Consider the following 18,493-nt stretch of genomic DNA (forward strand, 5'->3'; position numbering starts at 1 on the left):
GGGGCCGGGGGCGGCGGGGGAGGGGGCGGAGGTACGGCACCGGCCATGCGGTGACCGCAGACCTCGCACCAGTCGTCGGAACCCGACTGGTGTCCGTTCGGGCAGGTCGGCATGTCGGTGCTTCCCCTTCTCCTACGTTTCCAGGGTTACTTCTTTACACGAACAGTCTTTGTGGACCGGGTCTCCAGAGTCATCTCGTCCGCCTCCGCGACCCTCGTCTTCAACCGCACAGTACCTGTCGCGGCGTCGACCACGTCCACCACCTTCGCAAGCAGTTTCGCAGTATCCGCGTTCCCGGAGGCACTCGCGAGCTGAACAGCACGCCCCAGTTTGGCGGTTGCTCCATCGAAATCGCCCGCTTTGCGAAGGTCGAGCCCCTGCTGGATGGCTTGTGCCAGTTCGGCCTGCCCGGTGTAGTGGGCGACTTGGGGGCTGATCGCGGTGGAGGCCGTCATGTCGTCGGTCCACACCGCCCGTACGAGGCCCTGCGCGCCCAGGTTCTGGACGGAGCCGTCCGGCTGCGGGACGACCAGGGACACCCGGGCGGCCAGCATCTCCTGGCCCAGGTCGGCGGACGGGACCTCCAGGCACAGGTGGTAGTCGCGGGACTCGTCGCCCCAGGAGCCGGTCGGATAGTCCCCGGCGCGCGGCCCGGCCTCGGTGCGGCGGGCGGTCAAGTCCTCGACGGTGGGGGCGACTTGCTTGACGAAGCGGATGGCCGTGCCGAGCGGCGACCAGACCCTGAGGGAGACGTCGGCGACCTCCTTGCCCATCGCTGTCTCCATCATCCGCGTGAAGTCGGCGGCCAGGCCCGCCGGGTCGGCGACGATGTCGGCGGTGCCCAGCAGCGCGGAGGCGATCCCTGTGACTTCTTTCACTTCCCAGTCGGTGCCCACGCCACGCGCGTCACAGGTGAAGCGTCCGGCAGCCGCCTCCAGCGCCGCCCGCAGATCCTCCGGCGACTCGTGTTCGTTGCGGCCGTCGGTGAGCAGGATGCCGTGCCGGATGGTGACGTCCGGCACGGACAGCAGCCGGTCGGCGAGCCGCAGCCAGGTGCCGATCGCCGTACCCCCGCCCGCGCTGAGCCGCCGTAGCGCCTGCTTGGCCTGCTCGCGGGTGGTGGCGTCGGCGACCGCGAGCCGCCCGCCGCCCGGATAGACCTCGTTCGCCACATGTGTGCCGCCGATCACCGCGAAGTGCGTGCCGTCGCGCAGGGTGTCGATCGCGGCAGCCGTGGCGTCGCGGGCGTTGCGCATCTTGGTCGGCGGGTAGTCCATGGAGCCGGAGCAGTCGACCATGAGCGCCACGGCGGCGGACGGGCCGCTGCCCTGCGGATACACGTGGGACGCGGCGCTGCCGATCGTGCCCCCGCCGGTCGCCGTCACCGTGACGATCGCGTTGACCTCGCGCCCGCCTTCCGGCAGGTACTCGTTCTGGTAGACGTCCATGGAGAACTGCGGCACGTTCGACTTCGAGAAATTGGCCATGCGTACTCAAATCCCCCTCGACCGCCCTGCCGAGGCAGGGCGATGGCTGTGAACGGACCGGTCCCCTCCGGCCCGCGGCCTCAGGCCGATCCTGCCCCCTGCGGCGGTGCCGGGAACGGCAGGACGGCCACTGTTACGTTGTCGTGGCCACCGCCGTCCAGGGCGTGGCCGACCAGGACCCGGGCGCTGTGCAGCGGGCGCAGGGCCGCGTCCGCGGGCACCGCCTCGGACATCTCCTCGGCCGTCTCGGCGTAGTTCCACAGGCCGTCGGTGCACACCACGACGACGCCTGGCCGGTCCGGCTTGAACGAGGCGGTGTGCGGCTCCAGTTCGTAGGCGTCCGCGCCGAGCCAGCCGGTGATCGCGTGGGCGCGCTCGTCGGCGTACGCCTCGGCCTCGCTCATCAGGCCGGCGGCGACCATCTGCGCGGCCCAGGAGTCGTCCTCGGTGAGCCGGGCCGCGGGCGCGGTGCGGTCGTCCGGCACCCAGTAGGCGCGGCTGTCGCCGACCCAGCCGACCACCAGCAGTCCGGAGGCGATGATCGCGCCGACGATCGTGCAGGCCGGCGCGTTCTGGTGCGGGGTGTGCTCGCGGGCCGTGGCCGGTTCCCCGGCGAGCGCGTCGACGGCCTGGGCGGCGGCGACGATCGCCTCGTGCATGGCCGCCTGCGGGTGCGTGCCGCGCGGCAGGGCGGCCAGCAGGGCGTCCCCGGCCGTCCGGGCGGCGGCCAGGGAGGCGTCGTCGGGGCGGGTGGCCGAGGAGACGCCGTCGCAGACGATCGCGAGGGTGGCCGGGGTGCCGTCGGACAGCGCGGTGTGGCCGACGGTGAAGGCGTCCTCGTTGCGGTGGTGGCGCAGGCCGCGGTCGCTGACGGCGGCGACCGGGCCCGACTCCCGCTCCACGTGGTCGCGTTCGCGGGGCTGGGCGTGCCCGCAGTTCTCGCAGTAGCCGTCGCTGTCCACCCGGCCCGCCCGGCAGGCCACGCACACCTGCGACGGATCCGCCTCTGGCGCGTCGGGAGCCGCCGGTACGGCACCGGTGGCGTCTGCGGCGTCGGCGGCCGCGCGCGGGTCGGGTGCCTGCAACGGGTACTCCTCGGGGTCTTCGGGCCGGTCGAAACGCACCCCGGAGCCGTGCTCGTGCCCGTGCGCAGGCGTGTCGCCCAAGCCCGCCGGCTCGGGAGTGGTCATGGTCAGCGTCGGATGGTCCTGCGGCGGCGCGGGCACGACGGAGAGGTCGTATCCGCACGCTCCGCAGAAGAGGTCACCCGACTCCACGGGCTCCGCGCAGCTCGGGCACTTCGACAGTGCGGCCTGCTGGGGCATCTGCGACATCAACTACACCCACGTCCGGGGGCGGTAACGGTTGGCCCGTTCCACCAGTTCGATCCTCTCCTCGCCGCCGGGCGCCAGCCGGGCCAGCGTGCGGTAGGCGCGCTCCAGACCGAAGCGGAGGCCCCGCTCGTCCAGACCGCTGCCCAGCAGCACCCGCCCGCCGGCGGCCGGCGAAGTGCCCTGGCCCCCGGAGAGTATCCAGTCCAGCGCCGAGCCGAGGACTTCCGCCGCCAACTGCTCGCGTCGCGCCGGGTCCAGACCGTACGCGTCCAGCGCCTCGACCTGGCCCGCGGCGGCGGTCAGGTCGTCCAGGAACGGTACGTCGGCCGCGCTCGCCGTACGTTGTCTGAGCCGGGCCCGGACGGCGGCGACCCGGGCGGCCGTGAAGTGGATCGAGGACTCCGGCACCGACTCCAGGGTGTGGACGGCACCGCCCCGGTCCCCGGCCGCCAGCCGCACCCGGGCGAGCCCGAAGGCCGCGCTGACGAAGCTCGGATCGGTCGCCCACACCAGCCGGTAGTACTCGGCCGCGTTGTCCAGCTGGCCCAGCACCTCCGCGCACAGGCCGAGCGCCAGCTTGGGCGCGGTCTCGCCGGGGAACGCGTCGTAGATCGCGTCGAAGGCGAGCGCGGCGCCCTCGAAGTCGCCGGTGACCAGCGCGGCCAGGCCCCGGTACCACACCACCCGCCAGTCGTCGGGCCGTTCCTCGTCCAGCTTGGCCAGGCTCATCAGCGCGGTCTGCTGCTCGCCGCTCTCCAGCCGGGCCCGGATCTGGCGCAGCCGGGTCTCCACGGTCTGCGCCGGTGCCGCGTCGAGGGCGCTGATCAGCTCGGCCGGCGCGGAGGCCAGCAGGCCCGCCAGGAAACCGGCGTTGGGGTCGCCGGGGTCGACCAGCGGCACCGGCAGGGCGAGCGCGGCGGGAGGCGTGTCGACGGGCTTCACCAGGGCGGCCGGGGGCAGGGCCGGGGCCGCGGGCGCGGTCCTGCCCACGGCCCGTGTGCCCAGCCGCGACACGTCCCCGTCCAGCCGGGGGAACAACTCCCGGTCCGTGACCTTCACCTCGGGCCCGAACAGCGTCGACAGCGCGGGCCGTGCCTGTCCGGTCTGCAGCGAGACGACCTCCCGCAGCACCCCGGTCAGCTGCTCGGCCATCTCCTGCGCGGAGCCGAAGCGGCGGGCCGGGTCGGGATCCGTGGCGCGCACCAGGAGCCGGTAGAAGGACTCGTAGCGGCGGAAGACCTCGATGGTGTCCGGGTCGGGCAGGGAGTCGGCGTAGACGTTGGTGTAGCCCTGGAAGTCGAAGGTGAGCACGGCGAGGGTGCGGCCCACCGTGTAGAGGTCGCTCGCCACCGACGGGCCGACCTCGGCCACCTCCGGCGCCTGGTAGCCGACCGTGCCGTAGATGGCCGACTCCTCGTCGTCCATCCTGCGCACCGCGCCCATGTCGATCAGCTTGAGCTGGTCCTCGGTCTGGATGGCGTTGTCGACCTTGAAGTCGCAGTAGAGCAGGTGCCGGCTGTGCAGATGGCCGAGCGCCTCCAGGGCCTCGATGCCGTACGCGCACGCCTGCTCCACCGGCAGCGGGTCACGGCGGCCGTCGGGGGTGCGGCGGGCGTTGGCGATCTCCTTCAGCGACTTGCCGCCGACGTACTCCATGACGATGTAGCCGTCGAGGGAGCCGGTGCGCTGGTCGAGGTGCTCGACGAAGTTGTAGATCCGCACGATGTTGGCGTGCTCGATCTCCGCGAGGAAGCGCCGCTCGGAGATCGCCGCCGCCATCGCGTCCTGGTCGCCGGTGTCCAGCAGGCCCTTGAGCACCACCCAGCGGTCGGACACGGCCCGGTCCACGGCGAGGTAGATCCAGCCCAGCCCGCCGTGCGCGAGACAGCCCGCGACCTCGTACTGGCCGTGCACGACGTCCCCGGCCTTCAGCTTCGGCACGAAGGAGTACGGGTGCCCGCACTTGGTGCAGAAACCTTCCGTGCGGCCCGGACGCTCGCCCCGGGCCCGCCCGACCGGCACCCCGCAGTCCGCGCGCGAGCAGAACCGCTTGCGCTCCGGCACCTCCGGGTTCTCCAGCACCATCGCGCGCGGGTCGGGCCGTGGCACCTGCGGCACGCTCACCAGCCCGGCGCCCAGCCGCCCGCGCGTCGACGACCCCGACGACGAACCGGAGCTGCGCACCGACACCGACCGTGCGGTGGACGCGCCCGACGCCGACCGCGACAGCCGCCCGGACACCGAGCGGCGCGACTTCGACGACTGGGAGGACGACCGGGAACTGCGCGAACTGCCGCTCTCCACCGCCCCCTTGGTGACCCCGGTGGGCGGCGAGCCGACCATGCCTCCCCCCGAGGGGGGACCCCCAACCGAGACGACCGGCGCGAGCCCGCACGTGTCGCAGTACAGCTCGCCACCGCCGACGTCCTCGTACGCCCCCTCGCAGCCCGGCCGCTGACAGTTCTGCCCCGGCTGACTCATGACTGGCCCCCCTTACGGTCCTCAGGCGCGCCCGGCCCGCCGAGCAGATCGGCCGCCAGCCGCTGGTAGCGCAGCACGGCCTGTTCGGCCACCCGCAGGTCGCAGGGCGCGCTCCACAACATGCGGCGGGCCGCGTCGTACCGCTCGACGAGGAACGGGTCCTCCGCGAGCCCGTGCCGGGCCACCTTCGCCTTGTACGCGTCGAGCCGTCCGCGCAGCTCGGCACGGACGGCGAGCGGCGCGGTCACCGCGGTCAACGACTCGCGGGCGCGCAGCAGTTCGTCCTCGGCCTTCTCCTCCAGCGACTCCAGCAGCGGGGAGAGACGGTGCCACTGCGCGTTCCTGCGGTACTCGGCGGCCGCCGCCAGCTGCTCCTGGAGCACGGTCGGCGGACCGCTGACCACCGGCACCTCGGTCGCGGCGATCTTCGCCAGCACCTCGCCGCGCGCGGTGCGCGCCTCGGCGAGGGTGCGGTCGGCGCGCGAGAGCACGTCCCGCAGCCGGATCAGCCGCGTCTCCGCGTCCTGCCGGACCGTCAGCACGGCGTCGATCTCCCGGCGCACGTCCTCCAGGGCGCGCGCCTCACGGTCGTACACCCTGGTGTCCGGACGGCCCCCGCCGGGCGCCGAGCTGCCCGCGGTCGGCACCCAGAAGGCGAGCGGGTCGGAGACCACGTCCGCGCGCAGCTTCGTCAGCGTGCGCGTGATCCGCTCCAGGTCGTCGCCCGCCGGGTGCTCGCCGGGGCGTACGCCGACGGAGTGCGCCAGCTTGCGGGTGCGCTGGAGCTCGGCGGCCAGTAAATCGATCCGGGCGGGCAGCGCCGACCACACCGCGTCGGCGGCGACGACCAGGTCCAAACTCGTCGCGTACAGCTCGTTCATCCGGTCCACCAGGGCGGTCAGCGAGAAACTCTCGCTGAGCCTGCCGCTCCCGCCGCCGGCGACGGTCACCGCCTCGCCGCGCAGCAGCCCCGTCAGCTCGACCAGGTCCTCGCGGCTGGACCAGCGGCGCCGGGCGCGGATCTCACCGGCGGAGCGCAGTGCGGCCGCGTAGGCGTCGAAGTACGTCCACAGCCGGGTGATCCGGTCCTCGGCGGCCTGCCAGCGCTCCTTGGTGACACCGGTCAGTTCGGCGCCTTCGAGGAGTCTGCGGCCCGCGTGGTCCTGCAGGGCCAGCAGCGAGGTCTCGATCGCCTCGTGCTCCTGGCCGAGCCGCGCCAGCGCACGGTCCACCTCGTCCCGGTCCATTACCGGCCCGGCGGGGTCCGTGACGCCCATCGATCACCTCTCGCTGCTGTGTGTGTCCACGGTCGAATCTGTCTCAACTGGTCCGCAGGTACTGCGGTGCGGGCGGCTTCGACGCCGTCGAGTCCTTGCCCAGTGTCGCCGACAGCCAGGTGTCGTACGACTGCTGCCAGCCGCTCGCGCGGTAGTCCACCAGGACGCGGTTGACCCGGCGTACCAGATCGGTGGCGTCCCTCTTCATCGCCACGCCGTAGTACTCCGTCGTGAACGCCGCGCCCTTCAGTTCGACGGTCGGGTCCTGCGCGGCCTGACTGGCGGCGAGCGCGCCGTCGGTCACCACCGCGTCCACCTCGCCGAGTTGCAGCCTGACCAGGCAGTCCAGCTGGTTCGGGACGGTGGTGGAGATGTCGGTGGAGGCCGGCAGGGCGCCGCTCTTCCTGTCGGCGTCCAGCTTGGTGTACGCCGTCGAACCGGCCGCCGTGCACACCTTCTGGTGCGCCAGCGTGGAGTTGTAGCCCGTGACCGGGGACGACTTGGGCGCGAGGACCTGCTGACCGGTCTTGAAGTAGGGCGCCGAGAACGCGACTTGGGACAGCCGGTCGCAGGTGATCGTCATGGTCCGCACGACCATGTCCACCCGGCCGTCCTGGATCGCCGAGATGCGCTGGCTGGTCGGGATCGCCTTGAACTGCACCGCGTCCGGGTCGCCGAGGATGTCCTGCGCGATCCGGTGCACCAGGTCGATGTCGAAGCCCTCCAGCTCCGCGCCCTCGGTGTTCGGGTTGCGGTAGCCCCAGCGGTAGCTGTTCTGGTCGACGCCGACGATCAGCTTGCGCCGTTCACCCGTACGGGCCTTGATCGCGTCGATCGTCGGCCCGTCCGCGCCGGACGGCGACAGGGTCTGGTCCTGCGCCTCGTCGTCCTTGCAGCTGCCGGAGCGGGCCTGGACGCCGTCGGCGACGGGCTGCCCGGAGCGCTGCGCGGGGTGCCGGGCCTGCTGGGTGTACGGCAGCAGCAGGACGAAGGCCAGCGCCAGCACGCACAGCACCGCCATCGCGCCGACTCCGCCCCAGCCCCGCAGGGAGGCCCGTACACGGCTCGCGTACATCGTCCTGCCCCCTGTCACCGGTACTCCGAGAGTCTGCGTCCGACGCCGGCCAGCGCACCGGCCGCGCCGAGCACCGCGAGCACGGCCGCGCCCGCCGGCAACCCGGCCAGCGCGTCCCGGCCGTCCTGCGCGGCCCGCTGGAACTCCGACTGTTCGTGGTCGATGGCCCGGGCGAGCGAGCCGTCGACCCCGTCGAAGCACTCGCCGGTGGCGCCCTTGGCGCCGATGACCTTGTCCAGCGCCTGCTGGTAGTTGCCGTTCTCGTCCTCGGTGCGGGCCGCGGTGTGCCGCTGCTTCCACACCGCCATGTTGCTCTCGGCCGACTTCACCGGGGCGCTGCCGCCCTGGTCGTCGGCGAGCTGCGCCGCCTCGGTCAGGCCCTTGCCGAGCACGGCCATGTCCTTGTCGAAGTCGTAGTAGTAGGTGTCGTACTGCTTGCCGTCGACCGTGACGGTCTCGGCGCCGCGCGACACCAGGCTCAGGTTCTCGTTGCCGCGCGCCTTCAGGGAGGCGATCCGCGCGTCGTGCAGCACGGTCAGCGAGCGGATGCCGTGGTCGTAGGAGCCGTTCAGCTCCGAACGGGCCACCGCGTGTCCGACGACCAGCCACAGCAGGGCGACCGCCGTGGCGGTGGAGGCCGCGACCAGGCCGTGGTTGAGGACCCGGTTGGTGCGCCGGTAGGTGCGGTGCTGGGCCCAGCCGAGCCCGGCCAGCGCGAGCACACCGAGCCCGATCGCGACCCACGGATACGGCGTGGCGTCGCCGTAGTCGGCGTCGAGCCGGCCGTTCTCCGTGGTGTAGAGATCCTCCGCCGCCGGGAGCATCTCCTTCTGCATCTTCTCGTTGGCGTAGCGCAGATACGCGCCGCCGACCGGATAGCCCTGCCGGTTGTAGGTCCGGGCCCGCTCGACGAGCCCCTTGTACTCGGGCAGCAGCCGGTTCAGCCTGGCGATCGTGGCCTCGGAGGCCGAGCCGGGCTCGGCGTTCGCGGCGGCCGTCACCAGGCCCGAGGCGGCCGTGCTGATGTCCGTCTCGTACCGCGTCCGGGAGGCGGCCGTCTCCTGACCGCCGGCCAGGAAGCCGCTGGAGGCCGCCGTGTTGGCGTCCGCGAGCGAGCGGTAGATGTCGGCCGCGCCCGAACTGAGCGGCTGGCTGCGGTGCAGCACGTCGTCGGCGGCGGCCGAGCGCGCGTCGGCCTGCCAGGCGGCACTGGCCCCGAACGCCACGACCAGCAGCGCCAGGACGGCACCGATGATCCGCAGCCGGCCCGGCTCCGTGGTGGCCGCGGCCCGCAGCCGGTCGACGCCCTCGGCGAACGCGGTCCGGGCCGGCGGGGCGGGGGAGCCCAGCGGCGCCGGACGGCCCGGCTGGGCCGGGATGCCGGGCGCGGCGGGCAGGCCGGGGCCCGCCGGTGGCGGTGCCGTGCTGCTTCTCGGCGGGTGTGTCACTCGACCTCCCCCAGGGTCCTTCGTCGCCGCCCAGTATCGCGGCACGCACCGGTATCCGCACCGGCCTTCACTGGATCTTGATTGGATCGCAGTGTGCGCCCCACATGAATACGCCCCGCGCAGCTGTTCGGTTCCGCCGGGTCCGGTTGCCGCCTACCGCTCCCAGTACCCCCGGGCCCGCTCCTGCGCCGCCGCCCCCGCCGCCAGCCGGTCCAGGCCCAGCAGGGCCGCGCCCAGGACCGGACTCGCGCTGACCACGCGGACGTCGGCCTTGGGGGCGCGGGCCGTCAGCAGGTCGCGGATGCCCTCGTCGAGCAGGGCGTGACCGGCCGTCAGGACGCTGCCGCCGAGCAGCACCGGCGTCTGCTCGCCGAGCAGGTCCAGGCGGGTCAGTGCCACCGTCGCCAGCACCGCGACCTCCTCCGCGAGCCGGGCGACGATCGTGCGGGCCACCGGGTCGCCCTCGGCGGCCGTCGCGAACAGCACCGGGGTCAGCTCGTGCCGGCGGTCGTGGCCGACGTGCTCCAGATGCAGTGCCTCGATGAGCGCGTACATCGTCGGCAGCCCGAAGTGCCCGGGCAGCGTGCGGGACAGGTCCGTCGGCCCGCCCCGGCCGTCCTCGGCCCGGGCCGCGTACCACAGCGCCTCCTCGGCCAGGTGCCAACCGCCGCCCCAGTCACCGGAGATGCGGCCGATGGCCGGGAAGCGGGCGGTACGGCCGTCGGGGCGCATACCGACGCAGTTGATGCCCGCGCCGCACACCACGGCCACGCCCCGCGGCTCGGCCACGCCCGCCCGCAGGATCGCGAAGGTGTCGTTGCGGACCTCCACCGACGCGCCCCACCCGCGCGCCTCCAGCGCGGTCGCCAACTGCTCCTCCTCGACGGGGAGATCCGCGTTGGCGAGACAGGCCGAGACATGGGAGACGGAGGTGACGCCCGCGTCCGCGAAGGCCCGCCCGATCGGCTCGGCCAGCGCGTCCAGCGCCGCCGGCACCCCGACCACCGGCGGCCGGAAGCCGCCGCCGCGGGCCGTGGCCAACACCTCCCCGGCGGCGGTGACCACGGCCACGTCGGTCTTGCTGTTCCCCGCGTCCACGGCGAGGACGGTTGACGTCAGGCCCACGCGAGGTGCTCCCGGTTGTGTGCGATCAGCTGGTCGGTGAGGGTCTCGGCGTATGCGTACTGGCCGATCAGGGGGTGGGCGAGCAGGGCGCGGAAGACGCGGTCGCGGCCGCCGCGCAGCGCCGCCTCCAGGGCCAGGTCCTCGTAGGCCGTGACGTTCGCGACCAGACCCGAGAAGAGCGGGTCCAGGTCCGCGACCTGCAGCGGGGAGGGACCGCCTGGTCCGACCGCCGCCTGGACCTCGATCACCGCGTCGTCCGGCAGGAAGGGCAGCGTGCCCTGGTTGAGCGTGTTCACCACCTGGTACGGGCTGCCGCCGCCGCCCAGCAGGGCCGCCGCCAGGTCCACGGCCGCCTCGGAGTAGAAGGCGCCGCCCCGCTTGGCGAGCAGCGCGGGCTTCTCGTCCAGGGCCGGGTCGCCGTACATGGTCAGCAACTCGCGTTCCATGGCGGCGACTTCGGACGCCCGGGAGGGCTTGGTGCGCAGTTCGCCGACGACCTCGTCGTGGGCGTAGTAGTAGCGCAGGTAGTAGGAGGGGACCACGCCCAGGCGGTCCAGCAGGGGGCGGGGCAGACGGACGTCGTCGGCGATCGCCTCGCCGTGCTCGGCCAGCAGCTCGGGCAGGACGTTCGCGCCCTCCGGGCCGCCGAGACGCACCCCCGTCTCCCAGGTGAGGTGGTTGAGGCCCACGTGGCCGAGGTGGACGTCCGCCGGGGCCACGCCGAGCAGCTGCGCGAACTTGCGCTGGAAGCCGATCGCCACGTTGCACAGCCCGACCGCCCGGTGCCCGGCCTGGAGCAGGGCGCGGGTGACGATGCCGACCGGGTTGGTGAAGTCGATGATCCACGCGCGCGGGTTGGCACGGCGGACCCGCTCGGCGATGTCCAGCACCACCGGAACCGTGCGCAGGGCCTTCGCGAGCCCGCCCGCGCCCGTCGTCTCCTGGCCGACGCAGCCGCACTCCAGCGGCCAGGTCTCGTCCTGCTCGCGGGCCGCCTGGCCGCCGACGCGCAGCTGGAGCAGCACGGCGTCGGCGCCGTCGACTCCCGCGTCCAGGTCGGCGGTGGTGACGATCCGGCCGGGATGTCCCTGCCTGGCGAAGATCCGGCGGGCGAGGCCGCCCACCAGCTCCAGGCGCTCGGCGGCCGGGTCCACGAGGACGAGTTCCTCGATGGGCAGGGTGTCCCGCAGGCGCGCGAAGCCGTCGATGAGTTCGGGGGTGTAGGTCGAGCCGCCGCCGACCACGGTGAGTTTCATAGCTAGTTCAACCCTTTACTCCGGTGAGCGTGACGCCCTCGACGAACGCCTTCTGGGCGAAGAAGAACACGAGGATCACGGGGGCCATGACCAGCACGGTCGCGGCCATGGTGAGGTTCCAGTCGGTGTGGTGGGCGCCCTTGAAGGACTCCAGGCCGTAGGACAGGGTCCAGGCGCCGGGGTTCTCGGAGGCGTAGATCTGCGGGCCGAAGTAGTCGTTCCAGGCGTAGAAGAACTGGAAGAGGGCCACCGCGGAGATGCCCGGCTTCGCCATGGGCAGGACGACCCGGACGAGCGTGCGCAGATCGCCGCAGCCGTCGACCCTCGCCGCGTCCAGGTACTCGTTCGGGATCGTCATCAGGAACTGGCGCAGCAGGAAGATGGAGAACGCGTCGCCGAACGCCATCGGGATGATCAGCGGCCACAGCGTGCCGGACAGGTCCAGCTGCTTCGCCCAGAACAGGTACATCGGGATGATGATCACCTGCGGGGGCAGCATCATCATCGAGATGACCAGCATCAGGGACAGATTGCGGCCCCGGAAGCGGAACTTGGCGAGCGCGTACGCCACCGGGATCGACGACACCACGGTCAGCACGGTGCCGAGTCCGGCGTAGATCAGCGTGTTCTTCCACCAGGTCAGAAAGCCGGGAGTGTCGAAGACCTTCCGGTAGTTGCCCCACTCCCAGGTGTGCGGGATCAGATCCCGGCTCAGCGCCTGGCTGTCGCTCATCAGCGAGGTCAGGAACACGAACACGAAGGGCAGGACGAAGAACAGCGCGGCGGCGACCCCGAGGGAGTGGACCGCGATCCATTCGAGCAGTGCCCTGCGGCGCGCGGTGCGCTCGGCCCCGGACACCTGCGGTGCCGTCTTGACGGGTTTGTCCAGTACGTGGGTCATGGTCAGTCACCTGCCTGGATGAGACCGCCCCGGCGCCGCATCAGGAAGGCGGTGAACACCATCGACAGGGCGAAGAGGACGAGGGCGACGACACACGCGGAGCCGTAGTCGAAGCGCTGGAAACCGAGGTTGTAGACGAGCTGGGGGAGGGTGAGCGTGGACTTGTCGGGGTAGCCGGGCTCGAACTGGGTGCCCGCGCCCTGGATCACGCCGGAGGCGACCTTCCCCGCGATCAGTGGCTGCGTGTAGTACTGCATGGTCTGGATCACGCCCGTGACGACCGCGAACATCACGATCGGGGAGATGTTCGGCAGCGTCACGTACCGGAAGCGCTGCCACGCCGACGCGCCGTCCAACTCGGCCGCCTCGTACTGCTCCGTCGGTACGTCCAGCAGCGCGGCCATGAAGATGACCATCAGGTCGCCGATGCCCCACAGCGCCAGCAGCGTCAGCGCCGGCTTGGACCAGGTGGGGTCGTTGAACCAGCCCGGCGCCGGAATGCCGACCTTCTCCAGGATCGAGTTGACCGGGCCCGTACCGGGGTTGAGCAGGAAGGCGAAGGCCATGGTCGCGGCGACCGGCGGGGCCAGGTACGGCAGGTAGAACAGGGTGCGGAAGACCCCCGTAGCGGTCTTGATCTTGGTGATGAGCAGCCCGATGCCGAGTCCGAAGACGACCCGGAGGGTCACCATCACCACGACCAGCCACAGGGTGTTGCGCAGGGCGGGCCAGAACAGCGGGTAGTGCTCGAAGACGTAGGCCCAGTTCTTGCCCCCGCTCCACGTCGGCGGCCTGAAGCCGTCGTAGTGCATGAAGGAGAAGTAGACCGTCGAGATCAGCGGGTACGCGAAGAAGACCGCGAAGCCGATCAGCCAGGGCGACATGAAGGCGAGGGTCCGCAGCGCCGACCGGCGGCGCTTGGACGCCAGAGTGACCGTACTCATCGGCTACTTCGCCTGCGCGATGTCCGTGTCGATCTGCGCGGCCGTCTTCCGCAGGCCGGACTTCAGATCCTTCACCTTGCCGCTCTCGTAGTCGTAGCCGAACTGCTGGATCGTCACCAGGTACACACCGCCGTTGAGGGAGGCGGGTGTGGTGGTCGAGTTCGCGTTGGCGGCGATGTCGAGGAACGTCTTGAAGCGGGGGTCGTACTTCAGCTGCGGCGACTTCAGGGCGGCGAGCGTGGACGGCACGTTGTGCAGGTCGTTGGAGAAGCCGACCACCGCGTCCGTGTTCGTGGTCATGTACTTCACCAGCTCCCAGGCCGCGTTCTGCTTGTGGCTGGTGGCGGCGATGCCCGTGATGGTGCCGGTGATGTAGCCCTTGCCGTACTGCCCCGCCTGGTCGTCGGGCACGGGCAGCGGGGCGACGCCGATCTCGAAGCCCGGCTTGGCCGCCTCGGCCATCCCGAGCCGCCACTCGCCGTCGAGCTGCATGGCGACCTGGCCGGTGTGGAAGGGGTGCTTGGGGCCCCATTCGTCACCCAGCGTCGCCCGGAACCTCTCCAGCTTCTGGAATCCGCCGAGTTCGTCCACGAGCCGCTTCTGGAGGCTGAATCCCTTTTCGAAGGCCGGGTCCTTGGCGAGGTTCGACTTGCCGTCCTTGTCGAAGTACGTCGGCGAGAACTGGGCGAAGTAGTGCTCGGTGGTGGTCTCCCAGCCGTGGTAGTCCGGCATGAACCCGAGCTGCTTGTAGGAGTCCCCGTCGGAAATGGTCAGCTTCTTGGCGTCGGCCTCGAATTCGGACCAGGTCTTCGGCGGGCCCGCGATGCCCGCCTTCTTGAATTCCGTCTTGTTGTAGTAGAGACCGTAGGCGTCCCCGAGCAGCGGCGCGGTGCAGCGGTTGCCGTCGAACTGGGTGTACTCGTTCATCGTCTTCGGGAACGTCGTCTCCGGGTCGATCCCGGACTTCTTGAAGAACGGGTTGAGATCGACCAGCGCGCCCGAGGAACAGAACTTGCCCACGTTGTTGGTGGTGAAGGAGGAGATCACGTCGGGCGCCTTGTCCCCGCCGGAGCGCAGCGCCTGGTTGATCTTGTCGTCGGTCATGTTCCCGACGACGTTCACGTGGATGTTGGGGTGCGCCTTCTCGAAGCCGGCGATCAGTGTGCCGACCGCCTTCACCTCGTTCGGGGCGCTCCAGGCGTGCCAGAAGTTGATCGTCGTGTCCTTCGACGCGTCGTCCGTGGCACCGGATCCGGACTGACCCGTACAGGCGGTGGTGAGCAGGGCGAGGGAGGCGGTGACGGCGAGGGCCGCCTTTCGGGTGACTTCGGGTATGGCTGTGGGCATGACGAGGTCTCCCAGGGACGGGGTGGGTGAGAGAGGAGAGGAACTGCGGGGCTTCGACGTTCAGCGCGAGGTGTCGAAGACCTCGTCGCGGGTGGTGACGAGGGCGGACTCCAACGCGCCGCGCAGGACGGGGTGTTCGTGGACGTCGCCGACGACCAGCCGGGGCCGGGCCGCCGCCAGCTCCTCCAGCTCGGCCTGGACGAGGGCGCGCAGCACCTCGCCGCCGGGCGCCAGGGCGGAGCCGCTGAGGACGACGAGTTCGGGGTCGAGGACGGAGACGAGCGAGGCGAGACCGGTGGCGAGCCGGGTCGCGTAGGTCTGCAGCAGCTCCCGGTAGGGTCCGGCGGCGTGGTCGGCGGCGCGGGCGACGAGTTCCGCGGCGACCTCGGTGTACGGCCCCGACGGAAGGTCGGGGATACCGAGTTCACGGGCCAGCTTCGGTACGGCCTGGGAGCCGGCCAGCTCCTGGTAGCCGCCGCTGTTGGCCTTGGTCACCTGGCGCACCAGGGGCGTGCCCGGCACCGGCAGGAAGCCGACCTCGCCGGCCCCGCCGGTCCAGCCGCGGTGCAGCCGGCCGCCGAGGACCAGGGCGGCGCCGAGCCCTTCCTGGCTCCACAGCAGTACGAAGTCCGCGTGGCCCCTGGCGGCCCCGAGCCGTTGTTCGGCGAGGGCGACGAGGTTGACGTCGTTCTCGTACTCCACCGGCATCGGCAGGGCGGCGGCCAGTTCGTCCAGCAGGGTGGGGGAGTGCCAGCCGGGCAGGTGGGAGGCGTAGCGCAGCCGCCCGGTGCCCGGATCGAAGGCGCCCGGGGTGCCGATGACCAGCCGGTGCACATCGGCCCGCGCGAGCCCGGCCGCCTTGACGGCACCGTCGAGCGCGTCGGTGACCTGCCGTACGACGGGCTGCGCGGGATGCCGTCCCGGGGTGGGCAGTGCGAACTCGCCCACGGTCCGCCCGGTGATGTCGGCGACGGCGGCGCGGATGCGTTCCGGGGTGACATCGAGCCCGGCGGCGTAGGCGGCCGTCGGATTGACGGCGTACAGCTGGGCGTTGGGGCCCGGCCGGCCCTCGCTGGTGCCGGTGACCCGGACCAGACCGGCCGCCTCCAGACGGGCCAGCAGCTGGGAGGCGGTGGGCTTGGACAGGCCGGTGAGCTTCCCGATCCGGGTGCGCGACAGCGGTCCGTGCTCCAGCAGCAGGTCCAGGGCGGCGCGGTCGTTCATGGCGCGCAGGACGCGCGGGGTCCCCGGCGTACCGGCGGTTCCTGCCATGGTCGACACCTGCCTCTCCAGCCGCCCAGCTTTCCAGTGACCTGGCCGGAACGTCCAGAAGATCACTGTTAGGAAACTTTCCTATTGGGGTGGGAGGAACGTAAGCCCAGGACGAAGGGGGCGTCAATAGACAACGCATCCGAGGAAACGGAGTCGTTACCTCGGGGGCCCGCTGGTCCGGGAGCCCGGTTGTCGGGGAAGGGGGTGGTGTCGAGGGCGGGGTAGGGCGCCGGGAGGGGGAGGGGGCGCCGACCGGCAGAACGACCGGCAGAACGACCGGCAGAGCGACCGGCACAACAATGGGGCACCCCGTGCGCCCTGGGCGCCGGAATGCCCCACCTGTTCACTGGAACGCGGGTGCTGAACCGTTCCGCTCGCTATTTGCCGGTGGCCGTGGGCGGCTGCGGAGGTATCGGCGCCGCCGCCTTGGTCTGCGGGGAGTCCGCGTTGGAGTAGGCGGAGGGGGCCGCCATCGTGGCCGTCGGGTCCGGGGTGTCCTCGACGTCCTCCACCGCCGTCGTGCCGCCCACGATGCGGATGTGCGCCGCGTCGAACGCGCGCTTGATGCGCCAGCGCAGCTCCCGCTCGACCTTCAGCGAATTGCCCGGCATCGTCTTGGCCGAGACCCGCACCACCATCGAGTCGATCAGGACCGAGTCCAGGCCGAGCACCTCGATCGGGCCCCACAGCAACTCGTTCCAGGGCTCTTCCTTGCTCATGTGCTGGGCGACCTGGTCCAGCGTTTCCTTGACCCTGTCCAGGTCCTCGTTCGACCGGACCGTCACATCGACCCCGGCCGTCGCCCAGCCCTGCGAGAGGTTGCCGATCCGCTTGACCTCGCCGTTGCGGACGTACCAGATCTCGCCGTCCGCGCCGCGCAGCTTGGTCACACGCAGCCCGACCTCGATCACCTCGCCGGTCGCCACACCCGCGTCGATCACGTCACCGACGCCGTACTGGTCCTCCAGGATCATGAACACGCCGGACAAGAAGTCCGTGACCAGGTTGCGCGCGCCGAAACCGATCGCCACACCGGCCACACCGGCGGACGCGAGCAGCGGTGCCAGGTTGATCTTGAAGGTGGACAGCACCATCAGCGCGGCCGTACCCATGATCAGGAAGCTCGCCACCGAGCGCAGCACCGAGCCTATTGCCGCCGACCGCTGCCGCCGCCGCTCGGCGTTGACCAGCAGCCCGCCCAGCGCGGTGCCGTCCACGGCCTGCGCGGTGCGGCCCATCCGCTCTATCAGCTTGGTGATCGCGCGCCGCACCGCCGCACGCAGCGCCACCGCCACGACCACGATCAGCAGGATCTGCAGACCCATCGCGAGCCACGTCGACCAGTTCTGCTCGACCCAGCTCGCCGCGTTCGTCGCGCTCTCCTGGGCGTCCTGGAGCGAGGGCACGGCCGGCGCGGTCGATCCCGAGGGTGACGGGGTCGAGGTCGGCGACGCACCGGCGGCCAGGAGGACGACGGGCAAGGACGACACGGCAGGTACCTCCAAGGTGCTGCACACGTCCGTACCGGTGGGGCGGTCAAGGATTGCAAGGTCACGAAAAGGTCACCGGACGGACTGGACCACCACACTAACGGGGCATTGTGCGTGCCCAGCGCGGATCCGCCAAGGAGGGGCGCAGGAGAGACACGGCTCACCCTGGCTTGAACAGCCTGTCAACCGGGGGATGTATCGGATGTGGTCGAAAACACTCCCAGCCCGTTACCGGGACATGGTGGCGCGTTCACCAGGCATGAGGGGAGACTGACTGCAGATCGTCCCGGCGCGAGCCACGCGCCGCCGACGCCCAAGGAGGCCCCCGTGCCGCATGTCCTGGTCCTCAACGCGTCGTACGAGCCGCTCGGCGTCGTACCGCTTCGCCGCGCGCTCGTCCTCGTCCTGGAGAACAAGGCCGTCTCCCTCGAGGAATCCGGCGCCTATCTGCACAGCGCGACCGTCACAGTCCCCGCACCCAGCGTGGTCCGGCTCAAGCGATTCGTGCGGGTTCCCTACCGGGGGCCCGTTCCTCTCACCCGCCGTGCGCTCTTCGCACGCGACGGAGGCCGGTGCATGTACTGCGGTGGCGTCGCAACCAGCGTCGACCACGTCATCCCGCGCAGCCGCGGGGGCAAGCACGTCTGGGACAACGTGGTGGCGTCCTGCCGCCGTTGCAACCACGTCAAGGCCGACCGCCACCTCGTCGAACTGGGCTGGCGCCTGCGCCACAAACCCGCCCCGCCGACCGGACTGGCCTGGCGCATCATCGGCACCGGACATAGGGATCCGCGCTGGCTGCCCTACTTGCAGCCGTACGGCGCGGACGACGCCATGGCCCGGATCGACGGCATTTCCGCGTAGTCGGTCCGGGCCTTCGCACACCCCGGGTCACCCGGCACACGGCCACGGGGTGTCCGGCCCCGGTGCCGCCCGTACGACCGACCGGCCGGGACGTCCAGCCGGCCAGCCGCACCGCCACCGCACCGACCGGCAGCGTCGGCGAGAAGACCGTGAGCGGGACGCGGGCGAACGCCGCCGGACGGCCGGCGAACG

General features: G+C 71.6%; 14 protein-coding genes. 1 reads left to right on the top strand and 13 read right to left on the bottom strand.

Annotation, left to right across the window (positions count from 1 at the left end; translation table 11 throughout):
- Window positions 1-146 precede the first annotated feature (146 nt).
- From ADK64_RS15330 to ADK64_RS15395, 13 genes are all read right to left on the bottom strand, one after another.
- A complete protein-coding gene (locus ADK64_RS15330) occupies window positions 147-1,487 on the bottom strand; it encodes a vWA domain-containing protein (protein ID WP_053659159.1) in 1,341 nt (446 codons plus the stop codon).
- An 80-nt stretch (window positions 1,488-1,567) separates the two neighbouring features.
- Entirely contained in the window at window positions 1,568-2,821 is a 1,254-nt protein-coding gene (locus tag ADK64_RS15335; RefSeq protein WP_053659161.1) for a PP2C family serine/threonine-protein phosphatase, read from the bottom strand.
- 3 nt (window positions 2,822-2,824) lie between these two features.
- Complete coding sequence (locus tag ADK64_RS15340) at window positions 2,825-5,302, bottom strand: serine/threonine-protein kinase (protein ID WP_078992672.1); 2,478 nt, start codon at window positions 5,300-5,302, stop codon at window positions 2,825-2,827.
- Entirely contained in the window at window positions 5,299-6,579 is a 1,281-nt protein-coding gene (locus ADK64_RS15350; protein ID WP_053659167.1) for a hypothetical protein, read from the bottom strand. The genes ADK64_RS15340 and ADK64_RS15350 overlap by 4 nt, the downstream gene beginning before the upstream one ends.
- Window positions 6,580-6,622: 43 nt before the next feature.
- Window positions 6,623-7,654 (bottom strand): glutamate ABC transporter substrate-binding protein, encoded by a 1,032-nt coding sequence (locus ADK64_RS15355; protein WP_053659169.1) that lies wholly within the window; start codon window positions 7,652-7,654, stop codon window positions 6,623-6,625.
- A gap of 14 nt (window positions 7,655-7,668) precedes the next feature.
- Window positions 7,669-9,102 carry a hypothetical protein gene (locus ADK64_RS15360; protein ID WP_199829623.1) on the bottom strand — a complete coding sequence of 478 codons (1,434 nt, stop codon included), beginning with the start codon at window positions 9,100-9,102 and terminating at the stop codon, window positions 7,669-7,671.
- Between the two features lie 153 nt (window positions 9,103-9,255).
- On the bottom strand, window positions 9,256-10,227 hold the full coding sequence (locus tag ADK64_RS15365) for an N-acetylglucosamine kinase (protein WP_053659171.1): 972 nt from the start codon (window positions 10,225-10,227) through the stop codon (window positions 9,256-9,258).
- A complete protein-coding gene (locus ADK64_RS15370; RefSeq protein ID WP_053659173.1) occupies window positions 10,218-11,483 on the bottom strand; it encodes a 6-phospho-beta-glucosidase in 1,266 nt (421 codons plus the stop codon). Before ADK64_RS15370 ends, ADK64_RS15365 begins: the two co-directional genes overlap by 10 nt.
- 7 nt (window positions 11,484-11,490) lie before the next feature.
- A complete protein-coding gene (locus ADK64_RS15375; RefSeq protein WP_053659175.1) occupies window positions 11,491-12,384 on the bottom strand; it encodes a carbohydrate ABC transporter permease in 894 nt (297 codons plus the stop codon).
- A gap of 2 nt (window positions 12,385-12,386) precedes the next feature.
- Window positions 12,387-13,328 carry a carbohydrate ABC transporter permease gene (locus ADK64_RS15380; RefSeq protein ID WP_053659178.1) on the bottom strand — a complete coding sequence of 314 codons (942 nt, stop codon included), beginning with the start codon at window positions 13,326-13,328 and terminating at the stop codon, window positions 12,387-12,389.
- A gap of 3 nt (window positions 13,329-13,331) precedes the next feature.
- On the bottom strand, window positions 13,332-14,675 hold the full coding sequence (locus ADK64_RS15385) for an ABC transporter substrate-binding protein (protein ID WP_078992673.1): 1,344 nt from the start codon (window positions 14,673-14,675) through the stop codon (window positions 13,332-13,334).
- A gap of 60 nt (window positions 14,676-14,735) precedes the next feature.
- Window positions 14,736-15,947 (bottom strand): ROK family transcriptional regulator, encoded by a 1,212-nt coding sequence (locus tag ADK64_RS15390; RefSeq protein WP_053659179.1) that lies wholly within the window; start codon window positions 15,945-15,947, stop codon window positions 14,736-14,738.
- A 377-nt stretch (window positions 15,948-16,324) separates the two neighbouring features.
- Complete coding sequence (locus tag ADK64_RS15395; protein WP_053659182.1) at window positions 16,325-17,437, bottom strand: mechanosensitive ion channel family protein; 1,113 nt, start codon at window positions 17,435-17,437, stop codon at window positions 16,325-16,327.
- 327 nt (window positions 17,438-17,764) lie between these two features.
- On the opposite strand from ADK64_RS15395, the gene ADK64_RS15400 reads away from it, so the two are divergent.
- A complete protein-coding gene (locus ADK64_RS15400; protein ID WP_053659184.1) occupies window positions 17,765-18,301 on the top strand; it encodes an HNH endonuclease in 537 nt (178 codons plus the stop codon).
- Window positions 18,302-18,493 lie beyond the last annotated feature (192 nt).

The sequence above is a fragment of the Streptomyces sp. MMG1121 genome (assembly GCF_001280015.1).
Lineage (GTDB): Bacteria > Actinomycetota > Actinomycetes > Streptomycetales > Streptomycetaceae > Streptomyces.

Bases quoted from the DNA above. Each gene is read 5' to 3' on its own strand.
- ADK64_RS15330 (WP_053659159.1), bottom strand. From the start codon at position 1,487: ATGGCCAATTTCTCGAAGTCGAACGTGCCGCAGTTCTCCATGGACGTC.
- ADK64_RS15335 (WP_053659161.1), bottom strand. From the start codon at position 2,821: ATGTCGCAGATGCCCCAGCAGGCCGCACTGTCGAAGTGCCCGAGCTGC.
- ADK64_RS15340 (WP_078992672.1), bottom strand. From the start codon at position 5,302: ATGAGTCAGCCGGGGCAGAACTGTCAGCGGCCGGGCTGCGAGGGGGCG.
- ADK64_RS15350 (WP_053659167.1), bottom strand. From the start codon at position 6,579: ATGGGCGTCACGGACCCCGCCGGGCCGGTAATGGACCGGGACGAGGTG.
- ADK64_RS15355 (WP_053659169.1), bottom strand. From the start codon at position 7,654: ATGTACGCGAGCCGTGTACGGGCCTCCCTGCGGGGCTGGGGCGGAGTC.
- ADK64_RS15370 (WP_053659173.1), bottom strand. From the start codon at position 11,483: ATGAAACTCACCGTGGTCGGCGGCGGCTCGACCTACACCCCCGAACTC.
- ADK64_RS15375 (WP_053659175.1), bottom strand. From the start codon at position 12,384: ATGACCCACGTACTGGACAAACCCGTCAAGACGGCACCGCAGGTGTCC.
- ADK64_RS15380 (WP_053659178.1), bottom strand. From the start codon at position 13,328: ATGAGTACGGTCACTCTGGCGTCCAAGCGCCGCCGGTCGGCGCTGCGG.
- ADK64_RS15385 (WP_078992673.1), bottom strand. From the start codon at position 14,675: ATGCCCACAGCCATACCCGAAGTCACCCGAAAGGCGGCCCTCGCCGTC.
- ADK64_RS15390 (WP_053659179.1), bottom strand. From the start codon at position 15,947: ATGGCAGGAACCGCCGGTACGCCGGGGACCCCGCGCGTCCTGCGCGCC.